The organism is Nonomuraea sp. B1E8, from assembly GCF_039871515.1.
GTDB lineage: Bacteria > Actinomycetota > Actinomycetes > Streptosporangiales > Streptosporangiaceae > Nonomuraea.
In genome coordinates this window covers 183,181-198,521 of the sequence record NZ_JBDPLS010000010.1, presented here as the reverse complement: position 1 = coordinate 198,521, position 15,341 = coordinate 183,181, and the positions used below count along the sequence as shown (strand labels likewise).

The 15,341-nt window shown below is 69.9% G+C and carries 18 protein-coding genes; 4 read left to right on the top strand and 14 right to left on the bottom strand.

Translation table 11 applies throughout. The features are described from left to right. Positions 1-6: 6 nt before the first annotated feature. From ABGA98_RS30385 to rph, 3 genes are read right to left on the bottom strand one after another with little or no spacing between them, the layout of a single operon-like run. Positions 7-1,872, bottom strand: a complete 1,866-nt coding sequence (locus ABGA98_RS30385; RefSeq protein ID WP_347621829.1) for a molybdopterin-dependent oxidoreductase — start codon at positions 1,870-1,872, stop codon at positions 7-9. A 46-nt stretch (positions 1,873-1,918) separates the two neighbouring features. After that, positions 1,919-2,509, bottom strand: a complete 591-nt coding sequence (gene rdgB / locus ABGA98_RS30380) for an RdgB/HAM1 family non-canonical purine NTP pyrophosphatase (RefSeq protein ID WP_347621828.1) — start codon at positions 2,507-2,509, stop codon at positions 1,919-1,921. Further along, a complete protein-coding gene (gene rph, locus ABGA98_RS30375) occupies positions 2,506-3,225 on the bottom strand; it encodes a ribonuclease PH (RefSeq protein ID WP_132511116.1) in 720 nt (239 codons plus the stop codon). Before rph ends, rdgB begins: the two co-directional genes overlap by 4 nt. A gap of 53 nt (positions 3,226-3,278) precedes the next feature. On the opposite strand from rph, the gene ABGA98_RS30370 reads away from it, so the two are divergent. After that, positions 3,279-4,532: an MFS transporter gene (locus tag ABGA98_RS30370; protein ID WP_347621827.1), complete on the top strand. Its 1,254-nt coding sequence runs from the start codon at positions 3,279-3,281 to the stop codon at positions 4,530-4,532. Here the strand turns inward: ABGA98_RS30370 and ABGA98_RS30365 are convergent. The 3 genes from ABGA98_RS30365 to ABGA98_RS30355 all read right to left on the bottom strand — a co-directional run bounded on the left by ABGA98_RS30365 (position 4,517) and on the right by ABGA98_RS30355 (position 7,122). Then, positions 4,517-5,269, bottom strand: a complete 753-nt coding sequence (locus ABGA98_RS30365) for an MBL fold metallo-hydrolase (RefSeq protein WP_347621826.1) — start codon at positions 5,267-5,269, stop codon at positions 4,517-4,519. The genes ABGA98_RS30370 and ABGA98_RS30365 overlap by 16 nt on opposite strands. Beyond that, a complete protein-coding gene (murI, locus tag ABGA98_RS30360; protein WP_347621825.1) occupies positions 5,266-6,207 on the bottom strand; it encodes a glutamate racemase in 942 nt (313 codons plus the stop codon). The genes ABGA98_RS30365 and murI overlap by 4 nt, the downstream gene beginning before the upstream one ends. Before the next feature lie 123 nt (positions 6,208-6,330). Further along, the gene (locus ABGA98_RS30355; RefSeq protein ID WP_347621824.1) at positions 6,331-7,122 is read right to left on the bottom strand and encodes a thioesterase family protein; all 792 of its coding nucleotides are present in this window, start codon (positions 7,120-7,122) and stop codon (positions 6,331-6,333) included. A gap of 261 nt (positions 7,123-7,383) precedes the next feature. On the opposite strand from ABGA98_RS30355, the gene ABGA98_RS30350 reads away from it, so the two are divergent. Next, entirely contained in the window at positions 7,384-9,144 is a 1,761-nt protein-coding gene (locus ABGA98_RS30350) for a DUF3352 domain-containing protein (RefSeq protein WP_347621823.1), read from the top strand. A 119-nt stretch (positions 9,145-9,263) separates the two neighbouring features. Here ABGA98_RS30350 and ABGA98_RS30345 read toward each other — a convergent pair whose 3' ends face one another. The 5 genes from ABGA98_RS30345 to clpS form a co-directional block, all read right to left on the bottom strand. Beyond that, positions 9,264-10,211: a cysteine synthase gene (locus ABGA98_RS30345; RefSeq protein ID WP_347621822.1), complete on the bottom strand. Its 948-nt coding sequence runs from the start codon at positions 10,209-10,211 to the stop codon at positions 9,264-9,266. Position 10,212: 1 nt separating this feature from the next. Then, a complete protein-coding gene (locus ABGA98_RS30340) occupies positions 10,213-10,485 on the bottom strand; it encodes a MoaD/ThiS family protein (protein WP_347621821.1) in 273 nt (90 codons plus the stop codon). Positions 10,486-10,701: 216 nt separating this feature from the next. After that, complete coding sequence (locus tag ABGA98_RS30335) at positions 10,702-11,103, bottom strand: M67 family metallopeptidase (protein ID WP_347621820.1); 402 nt, start codon at positions 11,101-11,103, stop codon at positions 10,702-10,704. Between the two features lie 10 nt (positions 11,104-11,113). Next, on the bottom strand, positions 11,114-11,638 hold the full coding sequence (locus ABGA98_RS30330; protein WP_347621819.1) for a DUF2017 domain-containing protein: 525 nt from the start codon (positions 11,636-11,638) through the stop codon (positions 11,114-11,116). A 10-nt stretch (positions 11,639-11,648) separates the two neighbouring features. Then, positions 11,649-11,942, bottom strand: coding sequence for an ATP-dependent Clp protease adapter ClpS (clpS, locus tag ABGA98_RS30325; RefSeq protein ID WP_132330654.1), 294 nt, complete (start codon positions 11,940-11,942; stop codon positions 11,649-11,651). Between the two features lie 46 nt (positions 11,943-11,988). Between clpS and ABGA98_RS30320 the strand changes: the two genes are divergently transcribed. Next, positions 11,989-13,272: a nicotinate phosphoribosyltransferase gene (locus tag ABGA98_RS30320; RefSeq protein WP_347621985.1), complete on the top strand. Its 1,284-nt coding sequence runs from the start codon at positions 11,989-11,991 to the stop codon at positions 13,270-13,272. 15 nt (positions 13,273-13,287) lie between these two features. Continuing rightward, the gene (locus tag ABGA98_RS30315; RefSeq protein ID WP_347621818.1) at positions 13,288-13,857 is read left to right on the top strand and encodes an isochorismatase family protein; all 570 of its coding nucleotides are present in this window, start codon (positions 13,288-13,290) and stop codon (positions 13,855-13,857) included. A 90-nt stretch (positions 13,858-13,947) separates the two neighbouring features. Here ABGA98_RS30315 and ABGA98_RS30310 read toward each other — a convergent pair whose 3' ends face one another. From ABGA98_RS30310 to ABGA98_RS30300, 3 genes are all read right to left on the bottom strand, one after another. Further along, positions 13,948-14,190 carry a CopG family transcriptional regulator gene (locus ABGA98_RS30310; protein WP_347621817.1) on the bottom strand — a complete coding sequence of 81 codons (243 nt, stop codon included), beginning with the start codon at positions 14,188-14,190 and terminating at the stop codon, positions 13,948-13,950. Between the two features lie 144 nt (positions 14,191-14,334). After that, on the bottom strand, positions 14,335-14,709 hold the full coding sequence (locus ABGA98_RS30305; RefSeq protein WP_347621816.1) for an STAS domain-containing protein: 375 nt from the start codon (positions 14,707-14,709) through the stop codon (positions 14,335-14,337). Between the two features lie 185 nt (positions 14,710-14,894). Continuing rightward, complete coding sequence (locus ABGA98_RS30300; protein WP_347621815.1) at positions 14,895-15,119, bottom strand: hypothetical protein; 225 nt, start codon at positions 15,117-15,119, stop codon at positions 14,895-14,897. Positions 15,120-15,341: the final 222 nt, after the last annotated feature.

Below are 15,341 nucleotides of genomic sequence, written 5' to 3'. Positions count from 1 at the left end.
CACGGATCAGACGACGTTCACCGTGATCGTGTGCCAGCCCGTCGCGCCGTCCGGCGCCACCGGCGCGAGTTCGCCGGTCTGGGTGTAGCCGGACGCGTCCGTCGCGCGCACCTCGATGCGGTGCTCGCCCGGCCGGGCGTCCCAGTCGATCGACCACTGCCGCCAGGTGTCCGGCCCGGGCACCTCGGCCAGCTTCGCCTGCCTCCACTCACCGCCGTCGAACCGCACCTCCACGGCGTCCACCCCCGTGTGCTGCGCCCACGCCACCCCGGCGACCGTGTTCCGCCCCGGCTTCAACGTGTCCGCGGGCTTCGGCACGTCGATGCGCGACTGCGTCTTGATCGGGCCCTTGGCCGACCATCCGCGGGGCGTCCAGTACGCCTCGTCCCTGTCGAACCGGGTCACCTTGATGTCCACGACCCACTTGGTGGCCGAGACGTACCCGTACAGGCCCGGCACCACCTGGCGCACGGGGAACCCGTGGTCGACGGGGAGCACCTCGCCGTTCATCGCGACCGCGAACAGCGCGTCGCGCCCGTCCATCACCACGTCCACCGGGGTGCCGCAGGTGAAGCCGTCCGCGGAGGTGGACAGGAGCATGTCGGCACCGGATCGGAGCCCGGCCTGGCGCAGCACCTCGGCCATGCGTACGCCCAGCCACCGGGCGTTGCCGGCCAGCGAGCCGCCGACCTCGTTGGAGACGCAGGTGAGCGTGACGTCAGCCTCGGTGAGCGGCATCTTCAGCAGGTCCGCGTAGGTGATCTCGACGGGCCGGTCGACCATGCCGTGGATGCGCAGCGTCCAGTCGCGGGGATCGACCTGGGGGACGACGAGCGCGGTGTCGACCCGGTAGAAGTCCTTGTTGGGCGTGATGAACGGCGACAGCCCGCCGATGCGCAGGTCCGCGCCGGCCGGGATCGGCCTGGCCGGGGTCGCGGGCCCGGGCAGCGCCACCCCGGCCCGCGCGGTGTCGACCATCTGCCGCCCCCCGAGGGTCTGCCCGAGCAGGTAGGCGGCCCCGGCCGCCACCGCGCCGCCCGCCGCGCCGGTCAGCAACCGGCGGCGGTCGAACGCCGGCGGCTCCCCCGCGACCCACATGACGGCGGGCCGCTCCACAGCTCCCCCGCCACCACTCGCGGAGCCGCTCTCCCTGCTGCTCTCCCTGCCGCTCTCCGGGCCGCTCTCCGGGCCGCTCTCCGGGCCGCTCTCCGGGCCGCTCTCCGGGCCGCTCTCCGGGCCGCTCTCCGGGCCGCTCTCCCTGCCGCTCTCCCTGCCGCTCTCCCTGCCGCTCTCCCTGCCGCTCTCCCTGCCGCTCTCCCTGCCGCTCTCCCTGCCGCTCTCCGGGCCGGCTTCGCCGGCGGCCGGGGCGCCGACCTCGGCGGGTTGCAGGGGCGGCCGGGCGTCGATCCCGTGGAAGGGGTCGCCGTCGCCGATCGCCCGGCGTACGAGCCAGGCCAGAGCCCAGGCGCCCGCGCCCACGCCGGCCAGGGTCGGAAGCGTGTCGAGCACCCCCGCCTCCGGCCGGGTCAGCACCGCCAGCAGCCCCACCACACCGAACACGGCCAGCCCCGCGAAGCCGTAGGAGAGCCGGCGCAGGGCCAGCATCCCGATGAGCGGCGCGACCCCGAAGAGCACCACCACCAGCACGCCGCCGACGAGAACGGCCTTGTCGCTCTCGCCGAACGTCCTGATCGCGAATTCCTTGACCGGCGCCGGCGTCAGATCGACCGTCGCATCGCCCACGGCGAGCACGGGAGACGTCTCAGGACCGACGAACGCGGCCACGAGCTGCGCGATCCCGAGAGCCACGCCCCCCGCGACCAGCCCCAGCAAAGCCCTGGCCCAGGCGGGCACCACCGTTTTCCTCTGCACGTCTCGACGGTACGCCGCCCCGCCCCCGGCGGTTCTTACACGGTGGTTACGAGCCGAGCAGCTCGCGCACGATCGGGGTCAGCGCGCGGAAGGCCCGCCCCCGGTGGCTGATCGCGTCTTTCTCGTCGGGCGACATCTCAGCGGTCGTGCGGTCGTCACCGTCGGGCACGAGGATCGGGTCGTAGCCGAACCCGTTACTGCCGCGCGGCGTGGTGACGAGCCGCCCCGGCAGGACGCCCTCGACCACCCGCGACTCCCCCGACGGCAGCGCCAGCGCGGCGGCGCAGGCGAAGTGGGCGGTCAGCCGGTCGGCGGGCACGTCGGACAGCTGGGCCAGCAGCAGGTCGAGGTTGGCCTGGTCGTCGCCGTGCCGGCCCGACCAGCGGGCGGAGAACACGCCCGGCATGCCGTTGAGCACGTCGACGCAGAGCCCCGAATCGTCGGCGACCGCCGGCAGCCCGGAGCCCTGGGCGACGGCATGCGCCTTGAGCAGGGCGTTCTCCTCGAACGTGACGCCGGTCTCGGCGACCTCTCCGATCTCGGGGAACGCCTCCAGCCCGACGATCTCGAAACCGGCCAGGATGCGGCGCAGCTCCGCGATCTTGCCCGCGTTGCGGGTGGCCAGCACGATCTTCATGACTCCAGCGCCTCCTGCTGGATGAGCGTGAGCTCCTCGCAGCCCGCCACGGCCAGGTCGAGCAGCTGGTCGAGCGCCGCGCGGTCGAACGGCGCGCCCTCGGCCGTGCCCTGCACCTCGACGAAGCTGCCCTCGCCGGTCATCACGACGTTCATGTCGGTCTCGGCGGCGACGTCTTCGGTGTAGCAGAGGTCGAGCATCGGCACCGAGCCGACCACGCCGACGGAGACGGCCGCGACGGAGCCGATCAGCGGGTCGCCCGGGCACATCTTGCGCCCGCGCATCCACGCCACCGCGTCGGCCAGCGCGACGTAGGCGCCGGTGATGGCGGCGGTGCGGGTGCCGCCGTCGGCCTGCAGCACGTCACAGTCGAGCAGAATGGAGTTTTCCCCCAACGCTTTGTAATCGACGCAAGCGCGGAGCGAACGGCCGATCAACCGCGATATCTCGTGGGTCCTGCCACCGATTTTTCCCCGAACCGATTCACGATCGTTACGAGTATTGGTCGCCCGGGGCAACATGGCATATTCGGCCGTAACCCACCCCTGCCCGCTGCCGCGGCGCCAGCGGGGCACGCTGTCCTGGACGGAGGCCGCGCACAACACCCTGGTGCCGCCGAATTCGACGAGCACGGATCCTTCGGCATGGGTGAGCCATTGCCTCGTGATGGTTATGGGACGTAGCTGGTCAGGGTTGCGGCCATCCTGTCGCGACATGCAGATCACCCTATCTCCGCGACACGACGCTCTTGACCAAATGTGTCCGACACATGGATCCTTACGCAATGACAACGGGGGTGTTGCGAAACCCTGACTTCCTACGGTTCCTCGGTTCTCACGTCGCCAACGAACTCGGCGCGAATATCTCGCGGGTGGCGCTACCGCTGGTGGCCGTGCTGGCATTGCACGCCGGCCCCACTGAGGTCGGCCTGCTGTCGGCGTTGCAGACAACGGCGTTCCTTCTGATCGGCCTGCCCGCGGGGGTGTGGGTCGACCGGATGCGCAGGCGCCGCGTGCTCATGGCCGCCGATCTGGCCAGGTTCCTGCTGCTGGGCAGCATTCCCGTCGCGGCCGAGCTGGGGATCCTGACGATCGAGATGATGTTCCTGGTGGCGCTGCTGGTCGGCGCGGCCCAGGTCTTCAACGACGTGGCCGACCGCACGTACCTGCCCGATCTGATCAGCACCGCGCAGCTCGGCGACGCCAACTCCAAGCTGGAGGTCGTGCGCTCCAGCGGGTCGCTGTCGGGCCCGGCCATCGGCGGCGCGCTCGTGCAGTTGCTGGGGGCGTCGCGCACGCTGGCCGCCACCGCGCTCGGCGCGCTCGCCTCGGTGCTCCTCCTGAGCCGGATCAAGGCGCCGGACAAGCCGCCCGCGGCCACCGAGCCCACGCCGCTGATGCGCGGCATCCGCGAGGGCCTCGCGTACGTCTGGGACGACCGGCTGATGCGCACGTTCGTGATCACGTCGGCGGCCATGAACCTCTTCGTGAGCGCTGTCCTCGGCCAGTCGGTGTTGTTCCTGGCCGACGAGGTCATGCTCGAGCCCGGCCTCATCGGCGTGCTGCTCATGTCGGGCGGCATCGGCGGCCTGATGGGCGGCCTCAGCGGCGGCTGGTTGTCCAGGAAGTACGGCACCGCGCGGATGACCTGGCTGGCCGTCACCATCGGCTCGCCCTTCGGCCTGCTGTTACCGATGACGCAGCCCGACTGGCGGGCGGTGTTCTTCGCGATCACCTCGATCGGCCTGTCGTGGAGCTCGGTCCTGCTGAACGTCGGCCAGGTCACCTACCGGCAGACCGTGACCCCCGAGCACGTCCTCGGCCGGGTCAACGCGTCGGTGCGGTTCATGACCTGGGGCATGATGCCGCTGGGCGCGCTGCTCGGCGGCCTCGTGGCCCAGCAGATCGGCGTGCGGCAGGCCCTGTGGGTGTTCATGGGGGGCAGGCTGCTGGCGTTCCTGCCGTTGCTGTTCTCGCCGCTGCCGCGCATGCGCGACTTCGACGAGGTTCAGGCCAGGTCGTAGACGGCGCCGCTGCGGGCCAGCTCGAGCGGGCCGCCGTAGCCGCCTTCCGAAGCCTCCCTCAGCACGGTCGCCTGGTCGTTCCACGGGACGAGGTGGGTGAGCACGAGGCGGCCGACATCGGCCTTGGCGGCGTGCTCGGCCGCCTGCCGGCCGGTCAGGTGCAGGCCGGGCGGCAGTCCCGGGCGCTCGACGAACGACGCCTCGCACAGCAGCAGGTCGGCGCCCGCGGCCAGCTTCACCAGCTCGCTCGACTCGCCGGTGTCGCCGGAGTAGGCCACGGACCTGCCGCCGCCGGTCACCCGGAAGCCGTACGCCTCGACCGGGTGGTTGACCAGGCCGGCGGTCAGGGTGAACGGCCCGATCTCGAACGTTCCAGGCTCCAGCGGCACGAAGTCGAAGGCGGTCTCGAGGCCGGGCTCGTCCGGCATGCCGTACGCGGCCGCCAGCCGGCGCGGTGCGTCCGCGGGGGCGTAGATCGGCACGATCGGGTACGGCGCGGCCGGCCCGTACGTGCGGACCACGTGGTAGCCGCAGACGTCGAGGCAGTGGTCGGCGTGCAGATGGGTCAGGCAGATGGCGTCCACGTCATACAGGCCGATGTGGCGCTGGAGCGCGCCGAGCGAGCCGCTGCCGAAGTCGAGCAACATCCTGAACCCGTCCGCCTCGATCAGGTAGCAGGACGCGGGACTGTCGGGGCCGGGATAGCTTCCCGAGCAGCCGACGATGGTCACCTTCATGTGGGCTCCTTCCCAGTGCGACGCTCCGCGTCGCGGCTCGGCCCCTCGATCCCGGCGTCTTCCCTCGGCACGCCGGCGGCTGTGCTCCCGCCGCCGCGAAGGCCGGACACGGATGCGGCCGAGTGGCCGTTCGAGGTGGTACCCCCCAGCGGTGCGACTTCGACCGCGTCGATCTCCGGCCCCAGGAAGCGCTGCCCGAGCCGGGCGAAGAGCAGGGTGTCGCCGGTGGCGCGGAAGCGGTGCCGGGGGGTGGCCTCGCCTCCCGCCGCCAGGCCGCGGTCGTGCAGGATCCGGTAGACGTCCTTGGCCGTCTCCTCGGCGCTGGAGACCAGCGTGACGCCGTCGCCGGCGACGTAGGAGATCGCACCGGTGAGCAGGGGGTAGTGGGTGCAGCCGAGGATGAGGGTGTCGCACCCGGCGGCCCTGATGGGCTCCAGGTAGTCGCGCACGACCTCGATGAGCTCGTCGCTCATCGTCTCCCCTCGCTCGACGTACTCCACGAGGCGCGGGGCGGCCACGCCGGTGAGCTGCACGTCGGGCGCCGCGGTGAAGGCGTCGTGATAGGCCATCGATTCGATGGTGGCCCTCGTGGCGATCACGCCGACCCTGCCGGTGCGGGTGGCGCGCACAGCCCTCCTGGTGGCCGGCTGGATCACCTCGACGACCGGGACGTCATAGCGCTCGCGCGCGTCGCGCAGCACGGCGGCGCTGGCGCTGTTGCACGCGATGACGAGCATCTTGACGTCGTGCTCGACGAGGTGGTCCATGACCTCCAGGGCGTAGGCGCGGACCTCCGCGATGCTCTTCGGCCCGTACGGCTGGCGGGCCGTGTCGGCCACGTACGTGATCGACTCGGAGGGCAGCTGGTCGATGATCGCGCGGGCGACCGTCAGGCCGCCGACCCCGCTGTCGAAGATCCCAATACTCGCGTCCGGCACGCCTTCGAGGGTAGGCGACCTGCCCGATCAACTCTGCGTAAGAATGCTCACAGTCGCGCGCCGCGCTCGCTCATTTGGCAAACATGGTCGTGATGTGGTGGCGCCTTGGTCACGACCACTCGCTCATCCCCTGCCGACGCGGGCCAGCTGGCGCGACTGGGCCACGAGCCGGCCGGTCGAGTCGCGCACCTCCGCCTCCTCGTCGAACCAGCCGTCGGAGACGAGCCGGCCGCCGCAGAGCACGGTGAGCCAGCCCGGCGCCGGCAGGGCGCGCAGGTGCAGGGTGAGGTCCACGGTGGGCGCCCAGCCGCGCGCGCCCGCGGAGAACACCACGGGCGGCAGCGCGTCCACGGCCAGCGCCAGCACGTACGGGTCGGGGTCCTGCGGCTCGGCCATCCTGAAGTAGGCCCGCGACTCGGGTCTGCCGCTGGGCTCGCCCTTCAGCCAGCCGACCGTGGGCGGGTCGAAGAGCACCTCCATCTGGGCGTTCAGCATCATGCCCGACTCGGGTCTGGGGTCGGGGAGCGCGACGCAGTCGTCGATGCTCGGCATGGCGCAGGCCGGTTCGCCGGCGTAGACGGGCTCGGCGCCGTGCAGGGTGGCCGTCGTGATCGAGCTCGCGATCTGCGCGACGCCGTCCTGCACGAGCGTGGCCCTGGCGAAGGCGGCCGTCCTGCCCGCTTTGAGAGGCTCTATCTTGACCTGGGCGGGGCCGGGGACCGGCGCCTTCAGGAACTGCGCGCTCGTGGTCACGGGATGGTCGAACGGCGAGGCCTCCACGGCCGCACGCATGATCACGGCCAGCAGGTAGCCGCCGTTGAGCGGGCCGCCGATCCCGTATCCGGGGTCGAGGCACACGTCGTAGGTGTTGTCGTCGACCCTGATCGCCTGCGTCGCCTCGTCGAACTTCGTCATCCGCACCCACCTCGTATGGAACTTAGTTCTAGTGCTTCCACACTCTAGCGGCGTGGCGGGGAGACGTACCGCTGCGAAAGGGTCCAACCGGGTGCGAAGTCGTACTTCAGCGCATTGCAAGCGGCGGTCTACCAACATCAGCTACCTTCACTGTGGCCATAAGTCCACTTTGTGAGTTGAGTGATGTCTGTGAATAATCCCCCGTCTGGCCAGGACCCTGACCGGACCACGGCATACAACTGGAACCAGGGGCAGCAGCCGGTGAACCCCCCGACGATGCCGATGTCACAGGGTGAGCCGTACCCACCGCAGCAGCCTTACGGCCAGCAGGCCCAGGGGGGCTATGGCCAGCAGCCCCAGCACGGATGGCAGCAGCAGCAGGCGTACGGGCAGCAGCCCTCCTACGGGCAGCAGCCCTCCTACGGGCAGCAGCCACAGCAACCCCAGCAGCAGTGGCAGCAGGGCGGCTGGCAACAGCAGCAGCCCCAGCAGGGGTGGCAGCAGGAGCAGGGCCGGCAGCAGCAGAACCAGCACGCGCAGGGCGGCTGGCAGCAGCAGGGCCCCGAAGGCTTCGGCCCCGCCGAGCCGGCCAAGAAGGGCCCCAAGACTTGGATCATCGCCGTCGCCGCCGCGCTCGCGGTGGTGCTGCTCGGCGGCGGCGCCGTGTGGGCCGTGGGCGCCATCGGCGGTGGCGGCACCCAGCCGCACGAGGTGCTGCCCGCCGACAGCATCGCCTACGCCAGGCTCGACCTCGACCCTGCGGCCAACCAGAAGGTGGCGCTGTTCCAGCTGGCCAGGAAGTTCACCGTCACCAAGGACACCTTCTCCGGCGAGGACCCGCGCCAGGCGCTGTTCGACACGATCACCAAGGACGACGACTCCAAGGTCGACTTCGCCAAGGACGTCGACCCGTGGCTGGGCAGCAGGATCGGCTTCGCCGCCGTCCCCTCCGGCAAGGACGAGCCCGACTTCGCGGTGGCCGTCCAGATCACGGACGAGGAGCAGGCGAAGGCCGGCATCGCCAAGCTGATGGAGGGCGACAAGTACGGCATCGCCTTCCGCGAGGACTACGCGCTCCTCACACCCACGCAGGAGCTCGCCGACAAGTACGCGCAGGCCGAAGGCAGCCTGGGCGACAACACCGCCTTCGACGACGACATGGCCGCCGTCGGCGAGCAGGGTGTGCTGTCGTTCTGGACCCACATCGGCGGCATCGCGCAGGCGGCCAAGAAGGAGCTGACCGCCGAGCAGGCCGCGGCCATCGAGCAGGTGAAGGACACCAGGTTCTCCGGCGCCCTCCGCTTCGACAGCGCCTACGTCGAGCTCGCCGGCATCGTCAGCGGCGCCAAGGGCATGGTGCCCGAGGGCGAGCTGCCCCTGGCCAACCTGGGCAGCCTGCCTGCGACCACGGCCGGCGCCCTGTCGGTCTCCGGCCTCGACCAGGTCGTCACCAAGAACTGGGCCACCATCGAGAAGCAGGCCACGGCCACCGGCGCCGCCCAGGTCCAGCAGATGCTCGCCCAGGTCAGGACCCGCTTCGGGCTGGAGCTGCCGGGCGACCTCGCGACGCTCTTCGGCAAGAACTTCACGTTCGCGGTCGACAGCGAGGGCCTGGACACCAACCAGTTCAAGGGCGGCGTACGCATCGCCACCGACCCGGCCAGGGCCCAGGCGATCTTCGACAAGATCCAGCAGGCGATGGCCTCCGGCGGGCAGGGCGCCCCGCAGGTCGCCAAGGTCGCCGGCGACGGCGTCTTCACCGTGGCGACGACGGACGACTACGCCAAGAAGCTGGCCGAAGAGGGCACGCTGGGCGACTCGGAGACGTTCCAGACCGCGATCGCCAACCCGGACGAGGCCAACGCGGCGCTCTTCGTCGACCTCGACAAGATCGAGAACCTGTACCTGAACTCCATGCAGGGCGACGACAAGGCCAACGCGCAGGTGCTCAGGGCCGTCGGCATGAGCACGTCGATCACCGACAGCACGGCGACGTTCTCGCTGCGGGTGCTGTTCAACTAGACGCCGGGACGAGAGAGCCAGACACGCCACGAGGGCGGCCGGTCAGCGAACCGGCCGCCCTCGTGCTTCCGCGAACACTGCCGCGGCCTCCTGGCTGGGCGTCACAGCCCAACCGGCGGTCACGCCCAGAGCTGGCCTTCGAGGCGGTCCTCCGCCTCCTCGAGCGTGCCTTCGTACGCGCCCGTGGACAGGTATTTCCAGCCGCCGTCGGCCACCACGAAGGCGATGTCGGCGCGCTCGCCCGCCTTGACCGCCTTCTTGGCCACGCCCAGCGCCGCGTGCAGCGCCGCACCGGTCGAGACCCCGGCGAAGATGCCTTCGGAGGCCAGCAGCTCGCGGGTGCGCCGCAGCGCGTCGGCCGAGCCGACCGAGAAGCGCGTGGTCAGCACGGACTCGTCGTAGAGCTCGGGGATGAAGCCCTCGTCCACGTTGCGCAGGCCGTAGACCAGCTCGCCGTAACGCGGCTCGGCGGCGACGATCTGCACGTCGGGCACCCGCTCGCGCAGGAACCGCCCGACCCCCATCAGCGTGCCCGTCGTGCCGAGCCCGGCCACGAAGTGCGTGACGGTGGGCAGGTCCGCCAGGATCTCCGGGCCCGTGGACTCGTAGTGGGAGCGCCAGTTGGCGGGGTTGCCGTACTGGTAGAGCATCACCCACGACGGGTTCTTCGCGGCCAGTTCCTTGGCCACGCGCACGGCCTCGTTGGAGCCGCCCGCGGCGGGCGATGAGATGATCTCGGCGCCCCACATGCGCAGCAGCTGGCGGCGCTCCTCCGAGGTGTTCTCCGGCATCACGCAGATCAGGTTGTAGCCCTTGAGCTTGGCCGACATGGCCAGCGAGATGCCGGTGTTGCCGCTGGTGGGCTCGAGAATCGTGCAGCCGGGCGTGAGCCGCCCGTCCTTCTCGGCCTCCTGGATCATCCAGAGCGCCGGACGGTCCTTGATCGACCCGGTCGGGTTGCGGTCTTCGAGCTTGGCCCAGATCCGCACGTCGGCGGCGGGTGACAACCTCGGCAGCCCCACCAGAGGCGTGCGGCCGACCGAGTCGATCAATGAGTCGAAACGCATGTCACCCACCGGCGACGGCGGGAAGCACGGTCACCGTGTCGCCGTCGGACAGCGGCGTGCCCAGGCCGCCCAGGAAACGTACGTCCTCGTCGTTGAGGTAGACGTTGACGAAGCGGCGCAGCGCGCCCTGGTCGACCAGGCGGTCCTTGATGCCGGGGTGGCGCGACTCGAGATTGCTGATCAGCTCGTCGAGCGTGGCGCCCTCGGCGTCGACGGCCTTGGCGCCGTCGGTGTAGTTGCGCAGGATGGTCGGAATGCGAACCTCGATGGCCATCGCGGTCAGTCTCCTCAGGTCAGTCGTCGTCCCATCGGCAGCAACGCCGACGGCAGGATGCGGATTCCGGGGAAGTTCCACCAGGAGATCGGCTCGCCGGACCGCCGTGCCCCTCAGGGCCGTGACGGCAGCCCGCGCAGCGGATCGCTCACGGACAGTCGTAGACGACGACAGCCGCGGTGTGCGCGAAGAGGAAGCTCTGCACCTGCCGGACCATCATGGGATGAACCTTACCTCTTCCTCGGTGATGACGCCTTCGAGGATGCGGTAGGAGCGGAACTCCACCTCGGTGTCGTCCTTGGTGGAGACCAGGACGTAGTGGGCGTTCGGCTCGGAGGCGTAGGACACGTCGGTGCGCGACGGGTAGGCCTCGGTGGCGGTGTGGGAGTGGTAGACCACGACGGGCTCCTCGTCGCGCTCGTCCATCTCCTTCCAGACCTTGAACTGCTCCATCGAGTCGAAGCGGTAGAAAGTCGGCGAACGCTCGGCGTTCTCCATCGGGATGAACCGCTCGGGCACGCCGCCCCGGCCCGCGATGACACCACACGCCTCGTCGGGATGATCGGCGCGAGCATGCGCGACGATCTTGTCCGCGAGTTCCTGCGAGATCGACAGCATGCCCCGGAAGCTACCAGAGGGCCCGGACCAGGCTGTCCTGCAGGTAGGTCAGCCAGTCGTAGGTGACGTAGGCCGGGTAGCGGGGATCGTCTTCCGACATCATCGCGATCTCGTCGTGAACCTCCTCGGTCACGTCGAGCTTGATGCCGAGCGTCAGGCGCACGTCGTTGAGCGAGCGCAGCCACGCCTGGGCCTGCTCGGCCGTGAGCTCGGCGTGGCCCGCCTCGGCGGTGTCGAAGACGGTCCGCGCGTCCGCCCGCTTGCCGTCGCGCAGCGTCGCCTCGGTGTAGCGGCGGAACTCCGCGGAGTCCTTCTCGTCCTCGTACGCCGACGGGAACAACCTGGCCAGCACCGGATCGGACGGCACCGCCGTGTCACCGATCCCGAGCGCCCGCTCCAGCGGGTCGTCGCTCGTCTGCCCCGGAGAGACGATGCCGAGCATCATCGACACGAGCGAGCGCAGCAGCGAGACCTCCGCGGCCTCGAAGACCGCGATGACGCCGCCGTTCCTGCCCGGCTTGAACCCCGAACTCACCCGTGCCGCCTCACTTGACCGAATCCGGCTGGACCGTCGCCCACAGGCCGTAGGAGTGGAGAATCTGCACATCGCGTTCCATCTCTTCACGCGTGCCACTGGACACGACGGCCTTGCCCTTGTGGTGGACGTCCAGCATGAGCTTCTCGGCCTTCTCCCTGGTATAGCCGAAGACCGTTTGGAAGACATAGGTCACGTAGGACATGAGGTTGACCGGGTCGTTCCAGACGATGGTCACCCAAGGCAGATCGGGTCGGACGTCCGATGACGGACGCTCAACGGCGATTGGAGCGGTGCTACCCACATCCCCGAGTCTGCCCTATCTGGGCCGTAGTCTTCGACTCGTGACAATGACCATGAGCACCGCGTTGCTCACAGATCACTATGAGCTGACGATGCTGCAGGCGGCCCTGCGAAGCGGCGCGGCGCACCGGCGCGCCGTCTTCGAGGTGTTCGCCAGGCACCTGCCAGGCGGGCGGCGTTACGGGGTTGTCGCTGGAACGGGACGTGTCCTGGACGAGCTTGAACGCTTCCGCTTCGGTGACGAAGAACTCACCTACCTGCGCGAGCGCCGGGTCGTCGACGAGTCCACTCTGGCGTTTCTCGCCGATTACCGGTTTTCGGGAAACATCTACGGCTATCGCGAGGGCGAACTCTACTTCCCCGCCTCCCCCATCATGATCGTCGAGGGCACCTTCGCCGAGGCCGTGCTCCTCGAAACGATCGCGCTGTCCATCCTCAACCACGACTGCGCCATCGCCTCCGCCGCCTCCCGCATGGTCAACGCCGCGGGCAAGCGTCCCCTCATCGAGATGGGCTCGCGCCGCACGCACGAAAGCGCCGCGGTGGCCTCCGCGCGGGCCGCGTACATCGCCGGGTTCGCCTCGACCTCCAACCTGATGGCCGGCCGCGTGTACGGCGTCCCCACGGCCGGCACGGCGGCGCACGCGTTCACCCTGCTGCACGACTCGGAGCGTGACGCGTTCGAGGCCCAGATCGCCTCACTCGGGCCGGAGACGACGCTGCTGGTGGACACGTACGACGTGGCCGAGGCCGTCCGCACGGCCGTCGAGCTGGCCGGACCCAAGCTCGGGGCGGTCCGCATCGACTCCGGCGACCTGGCGGCGGCCGCGCAGGAGGTGCGCGAGCAACTGGACGCGCTCGGGGCGTTCAACACCCGCATCCTCGTCACCTCCGACCTCGACGAGTACGCCATCGCCGCCCTGGCCGCCGCCCCGGTGGACGGCTACGGCGTCGGCACCTCCCTCGTGACCGGGTCGGGCGTGCCCACGGCGGCGCTGGTGTACAAGCTGGTGGCCCGGGAGACGGCCGCGGGCAGGCTGGAGGCCGTGGCCAAGCGCTCGGTGGGCAAGCCGTCGCGCGGGGGCCGCAAGGAGGCGTACCGGCTCTTCGACGAGAGGGGCCACTGCGACACCGAGCTGATCACGACCGGCGGGCTCACCCCTGAAGGCGGCATCCCCCTGCTGCACGAGCTGGTGCGCGACGGCGAGGTCGTCGGCGGGGAGCCCCTGTCCGCCGCCCGCGAACGTCACGCGAAGGCCGTCACCACCCTCCCCCTGGACGCCCTCCACCTCGGCAGGGGCTATGCGGCGATCCCCACCGAATTCGCCTGACGTATCGTGGCCCGTATGGGCAGCGCGCTGATCATCGTCGACGTGCAGAACGACTTCTGCGAGGGCGGCAGCCTGGCCGTCACCGGCGGCTCGCAGGTGGCGGGGGCGATCACCCGTCACGTGGCCGACCACCCCTACGACCATGTGGTGGCCACCCGCGACCACCACATCTCGCCCGGCGAGCACTTCTCCGACACCCCCGACTACGCCTCCACCTGGCCCGCCCACTGCGTCGCCGGCACGCCCGGCGCCGACTTCCACCAGGCCCTCGGCCTGTCGGAAGTGGACGAGGTGTTCAGCAAGGGCGCCTACGACGCGGCGTACAGCGGGTTCGAGGGCACCTCACGCGACGGGGTGCCGCTGCTGGAGTGGCTCGAGGAACGTGGGGTGCGCCAGGTCGACGTGGCGGGCATCGCCACCGACCACTGCGTGCGCGCCACCGCCCTCGACGCGCTCCGACACGGGCTGGAGGTGCGGGTGCTGCTCGACCTCACGGCGGGCGTGGCACCGGCGACCACGGAGGCGGCGCTGGCGGAGCTGAAGGCCGCCGGCGCCACCCTGCGCGGGACGCCCGTACTGGGCTGACCTGGGCCGGTCAGTTCGCGTCGGCGGGAAGCACCGTGAAGGCGGCCTTGTCGACGGCGGCGAGTGCACCACTCGTGTCGAGGATGAGCATCAGTCGAGCCCATCCCTTCCGAACCCTCGCGCCAGGACGTCGTCGACGCTTCCAGCGAAGCTCGGGTCGCCGCTGTCGAACAGCGGGAGTCTGGGACGGGGTCGTTCGCCGACGATCTCCTCGGCGAGAGCGCGTGTGACCGCCTCGCGAATGTAGTCCCCTTCGGACATCTCGTGCGCGCGGGCCGCCTCGGCGACCCGGCTCAGGACGTCCTCGGGCAGGTACAGGCTCACTTCAGGCACCTCTCCACAGTAACCCGGCACCCCTGCGGCACCGGTGATCACGAAGAGTACTCACACGGCGACGCTACGGTCATGTGAAGGTCAACGCCCGCCGGAGAGAACCTCATACGGCGAGGGAGAGATCTTCACCCGCGCGACAGATTCTCAGCCCCGGGCCAGCCGCAGGGCGTCGTCGGTGTGGTCGAAGACCTCGAAGGCGTGCCGGAGACCGGTGATCGACAACACCCGCTCCATCACCCCCTGCACCCCTCCGAGCAGCAGCCTGGTGTCCCTGGCCTCGCAGCGCTGCAGGACCTCGACGAGTTCGTTCATGCCCATCGAGTCGCAGAACCAGACCGCGCTCAGATCCATGACCAGGAACGGCTTCGGGGGCAGCTCCCACACGCGCTGCAGGTGCTCTCTCAGCACCGGCAGCCCGTTGACGTCGAGTTCGCCTTCGAGTCTGATGATGACGACGGCGCTGCGAGAGAGGCCGGAAGTGACGATCAGCGTCGACCTACCGGTGGCCTCAGACGACATGGGCGAAGCCCTTCTGCATATCCCAAGACAGCCAATCGTGGTTGTTGCCGCTTGAGTCGAGCTTCTAACAGAAGGCCACTGCTCTGTGTCCAAACACACAGAGTCACTCAGCGTGACCGCGCCCGCGGCGGCGCGGCCGGCGCGCGCGCAGCGCAGGGGGCGGTGCGCCGCGCGCGGTGACCGCCTCAGGTCGCTCCGAAGGTGATCAGGTAGGCGAGGGCGAGGACGGAGAGGACCACGAGCAGGGCGCTCGTGCCGCTGATCACCATGATCAGGCGCGTACGCTTGAGCAGCCCGCGGATCGCGGCCAGCGTCAGCGTGATCATGGTTGCCAGCATGAAGAGGGACATGGTCCGGGAATCGGATGACATGGGCGTGGCCACCGAGAGGTGGAGGACTAGTGTGGTCATGAAGGTTTCCCTGGTGCGGAGACGCGCTCTGACAAGAAATCCGGGATCGCGGGCCACCCCTTCGCTGTCGCCTCAGGGTGCCTGCGCTCGTTTTCCGCGCGGGATGCCGCTCTGGCCTGGTACGGCTCATGGAAATCGGGCCGCGATACCACCTCCACCTCTATTCAGTAAACTTCAGCTTCGATTAACTGAATCTCTCTATGCAGAGATTTACCCACTCTG

Coding starts and splice junctions, on each gene's coding strand:
- ABGA98_RS30305 (WP_347621816.1), bottom strand. CDS start 14,709: ATGTCGTCTGAGGCCACCGGTAGGTCGACGCTGATCGTCACTTCCGGC.
- ABGA98_RS30340 (WP_347621821.1), bottom strand. CDS start 10,485: ATGGCCATCGAGGTTCGCATTCCGACCATCCTGCGCAACTACACCGAC.
- ABGA98_RS30355 (WP_347621824.1), bottom strand. CDS start 7,122: ATGACGAAGTTCGACGAGGCGACGCAGGCGATCAGGGTCGACGACAAC.
- ABGA98_RS30345 (WP_347621822.1), bottom strand. CDS start 10,211: ATGCGTTTCGACTCATTGATCGACTCGGTCGGCCGCACGCCTCTGGTG.
- ABGA98_RS30315 (WP_347621818.1), top strand. CDS start 13,288: ATGGGCAGCGCGCTGATCATCGTCGACGTGCAGAACGACTTCTGCGAG.
- ABGA98_RS30335 (WP_347621820.1), bottom strand. CDS start 11,103: ATGCTGTCGATCTCGCAGGAACTCGCGGACAAGATCGTCGCGCATGCT.
- ABGA98_RS30320 (WP_347621985.1), top strand. CDS start 11,989: ATGACCATGAGCACCGCGTTGCTCACAGATCACTATGAGCTGACGATG.
- rph (WP_132511116.1), bottom strand. CDS start 3,225: ATGTCGCGACAGGATGGCCGCAACCCTGACCAGCTACGTCCCATAACC.
- rdgB (WP_347621828.1), bottom strand. CDS start 2,509: ATGAAGATCGTGCTGGCCACCCGCAACGCGGGCAAGATCGCGGAGCTG.
- ABGA98_RS30300 (WP_347621815.1), bottom strand. CDS start 15,119: ATGACCACACTAGTCCTCCACCTCTCGGTGGCCACGCCCATGTCATCC.
- ABGA98_RS30365 (WP_347621826.1), bottom strand. CDS start 5,269: ATGAAGGTGACCATCGTCGGCTGCTCGGGAAGCTATCCCGGCCCCGAC.
- ABGA98_RS30370 (WP_347621827.1), top strand. CDS start 3,279: ATGGATCCTTACGCAATGACAACGGGGGTGTTGCGAAACCCTGACTTC.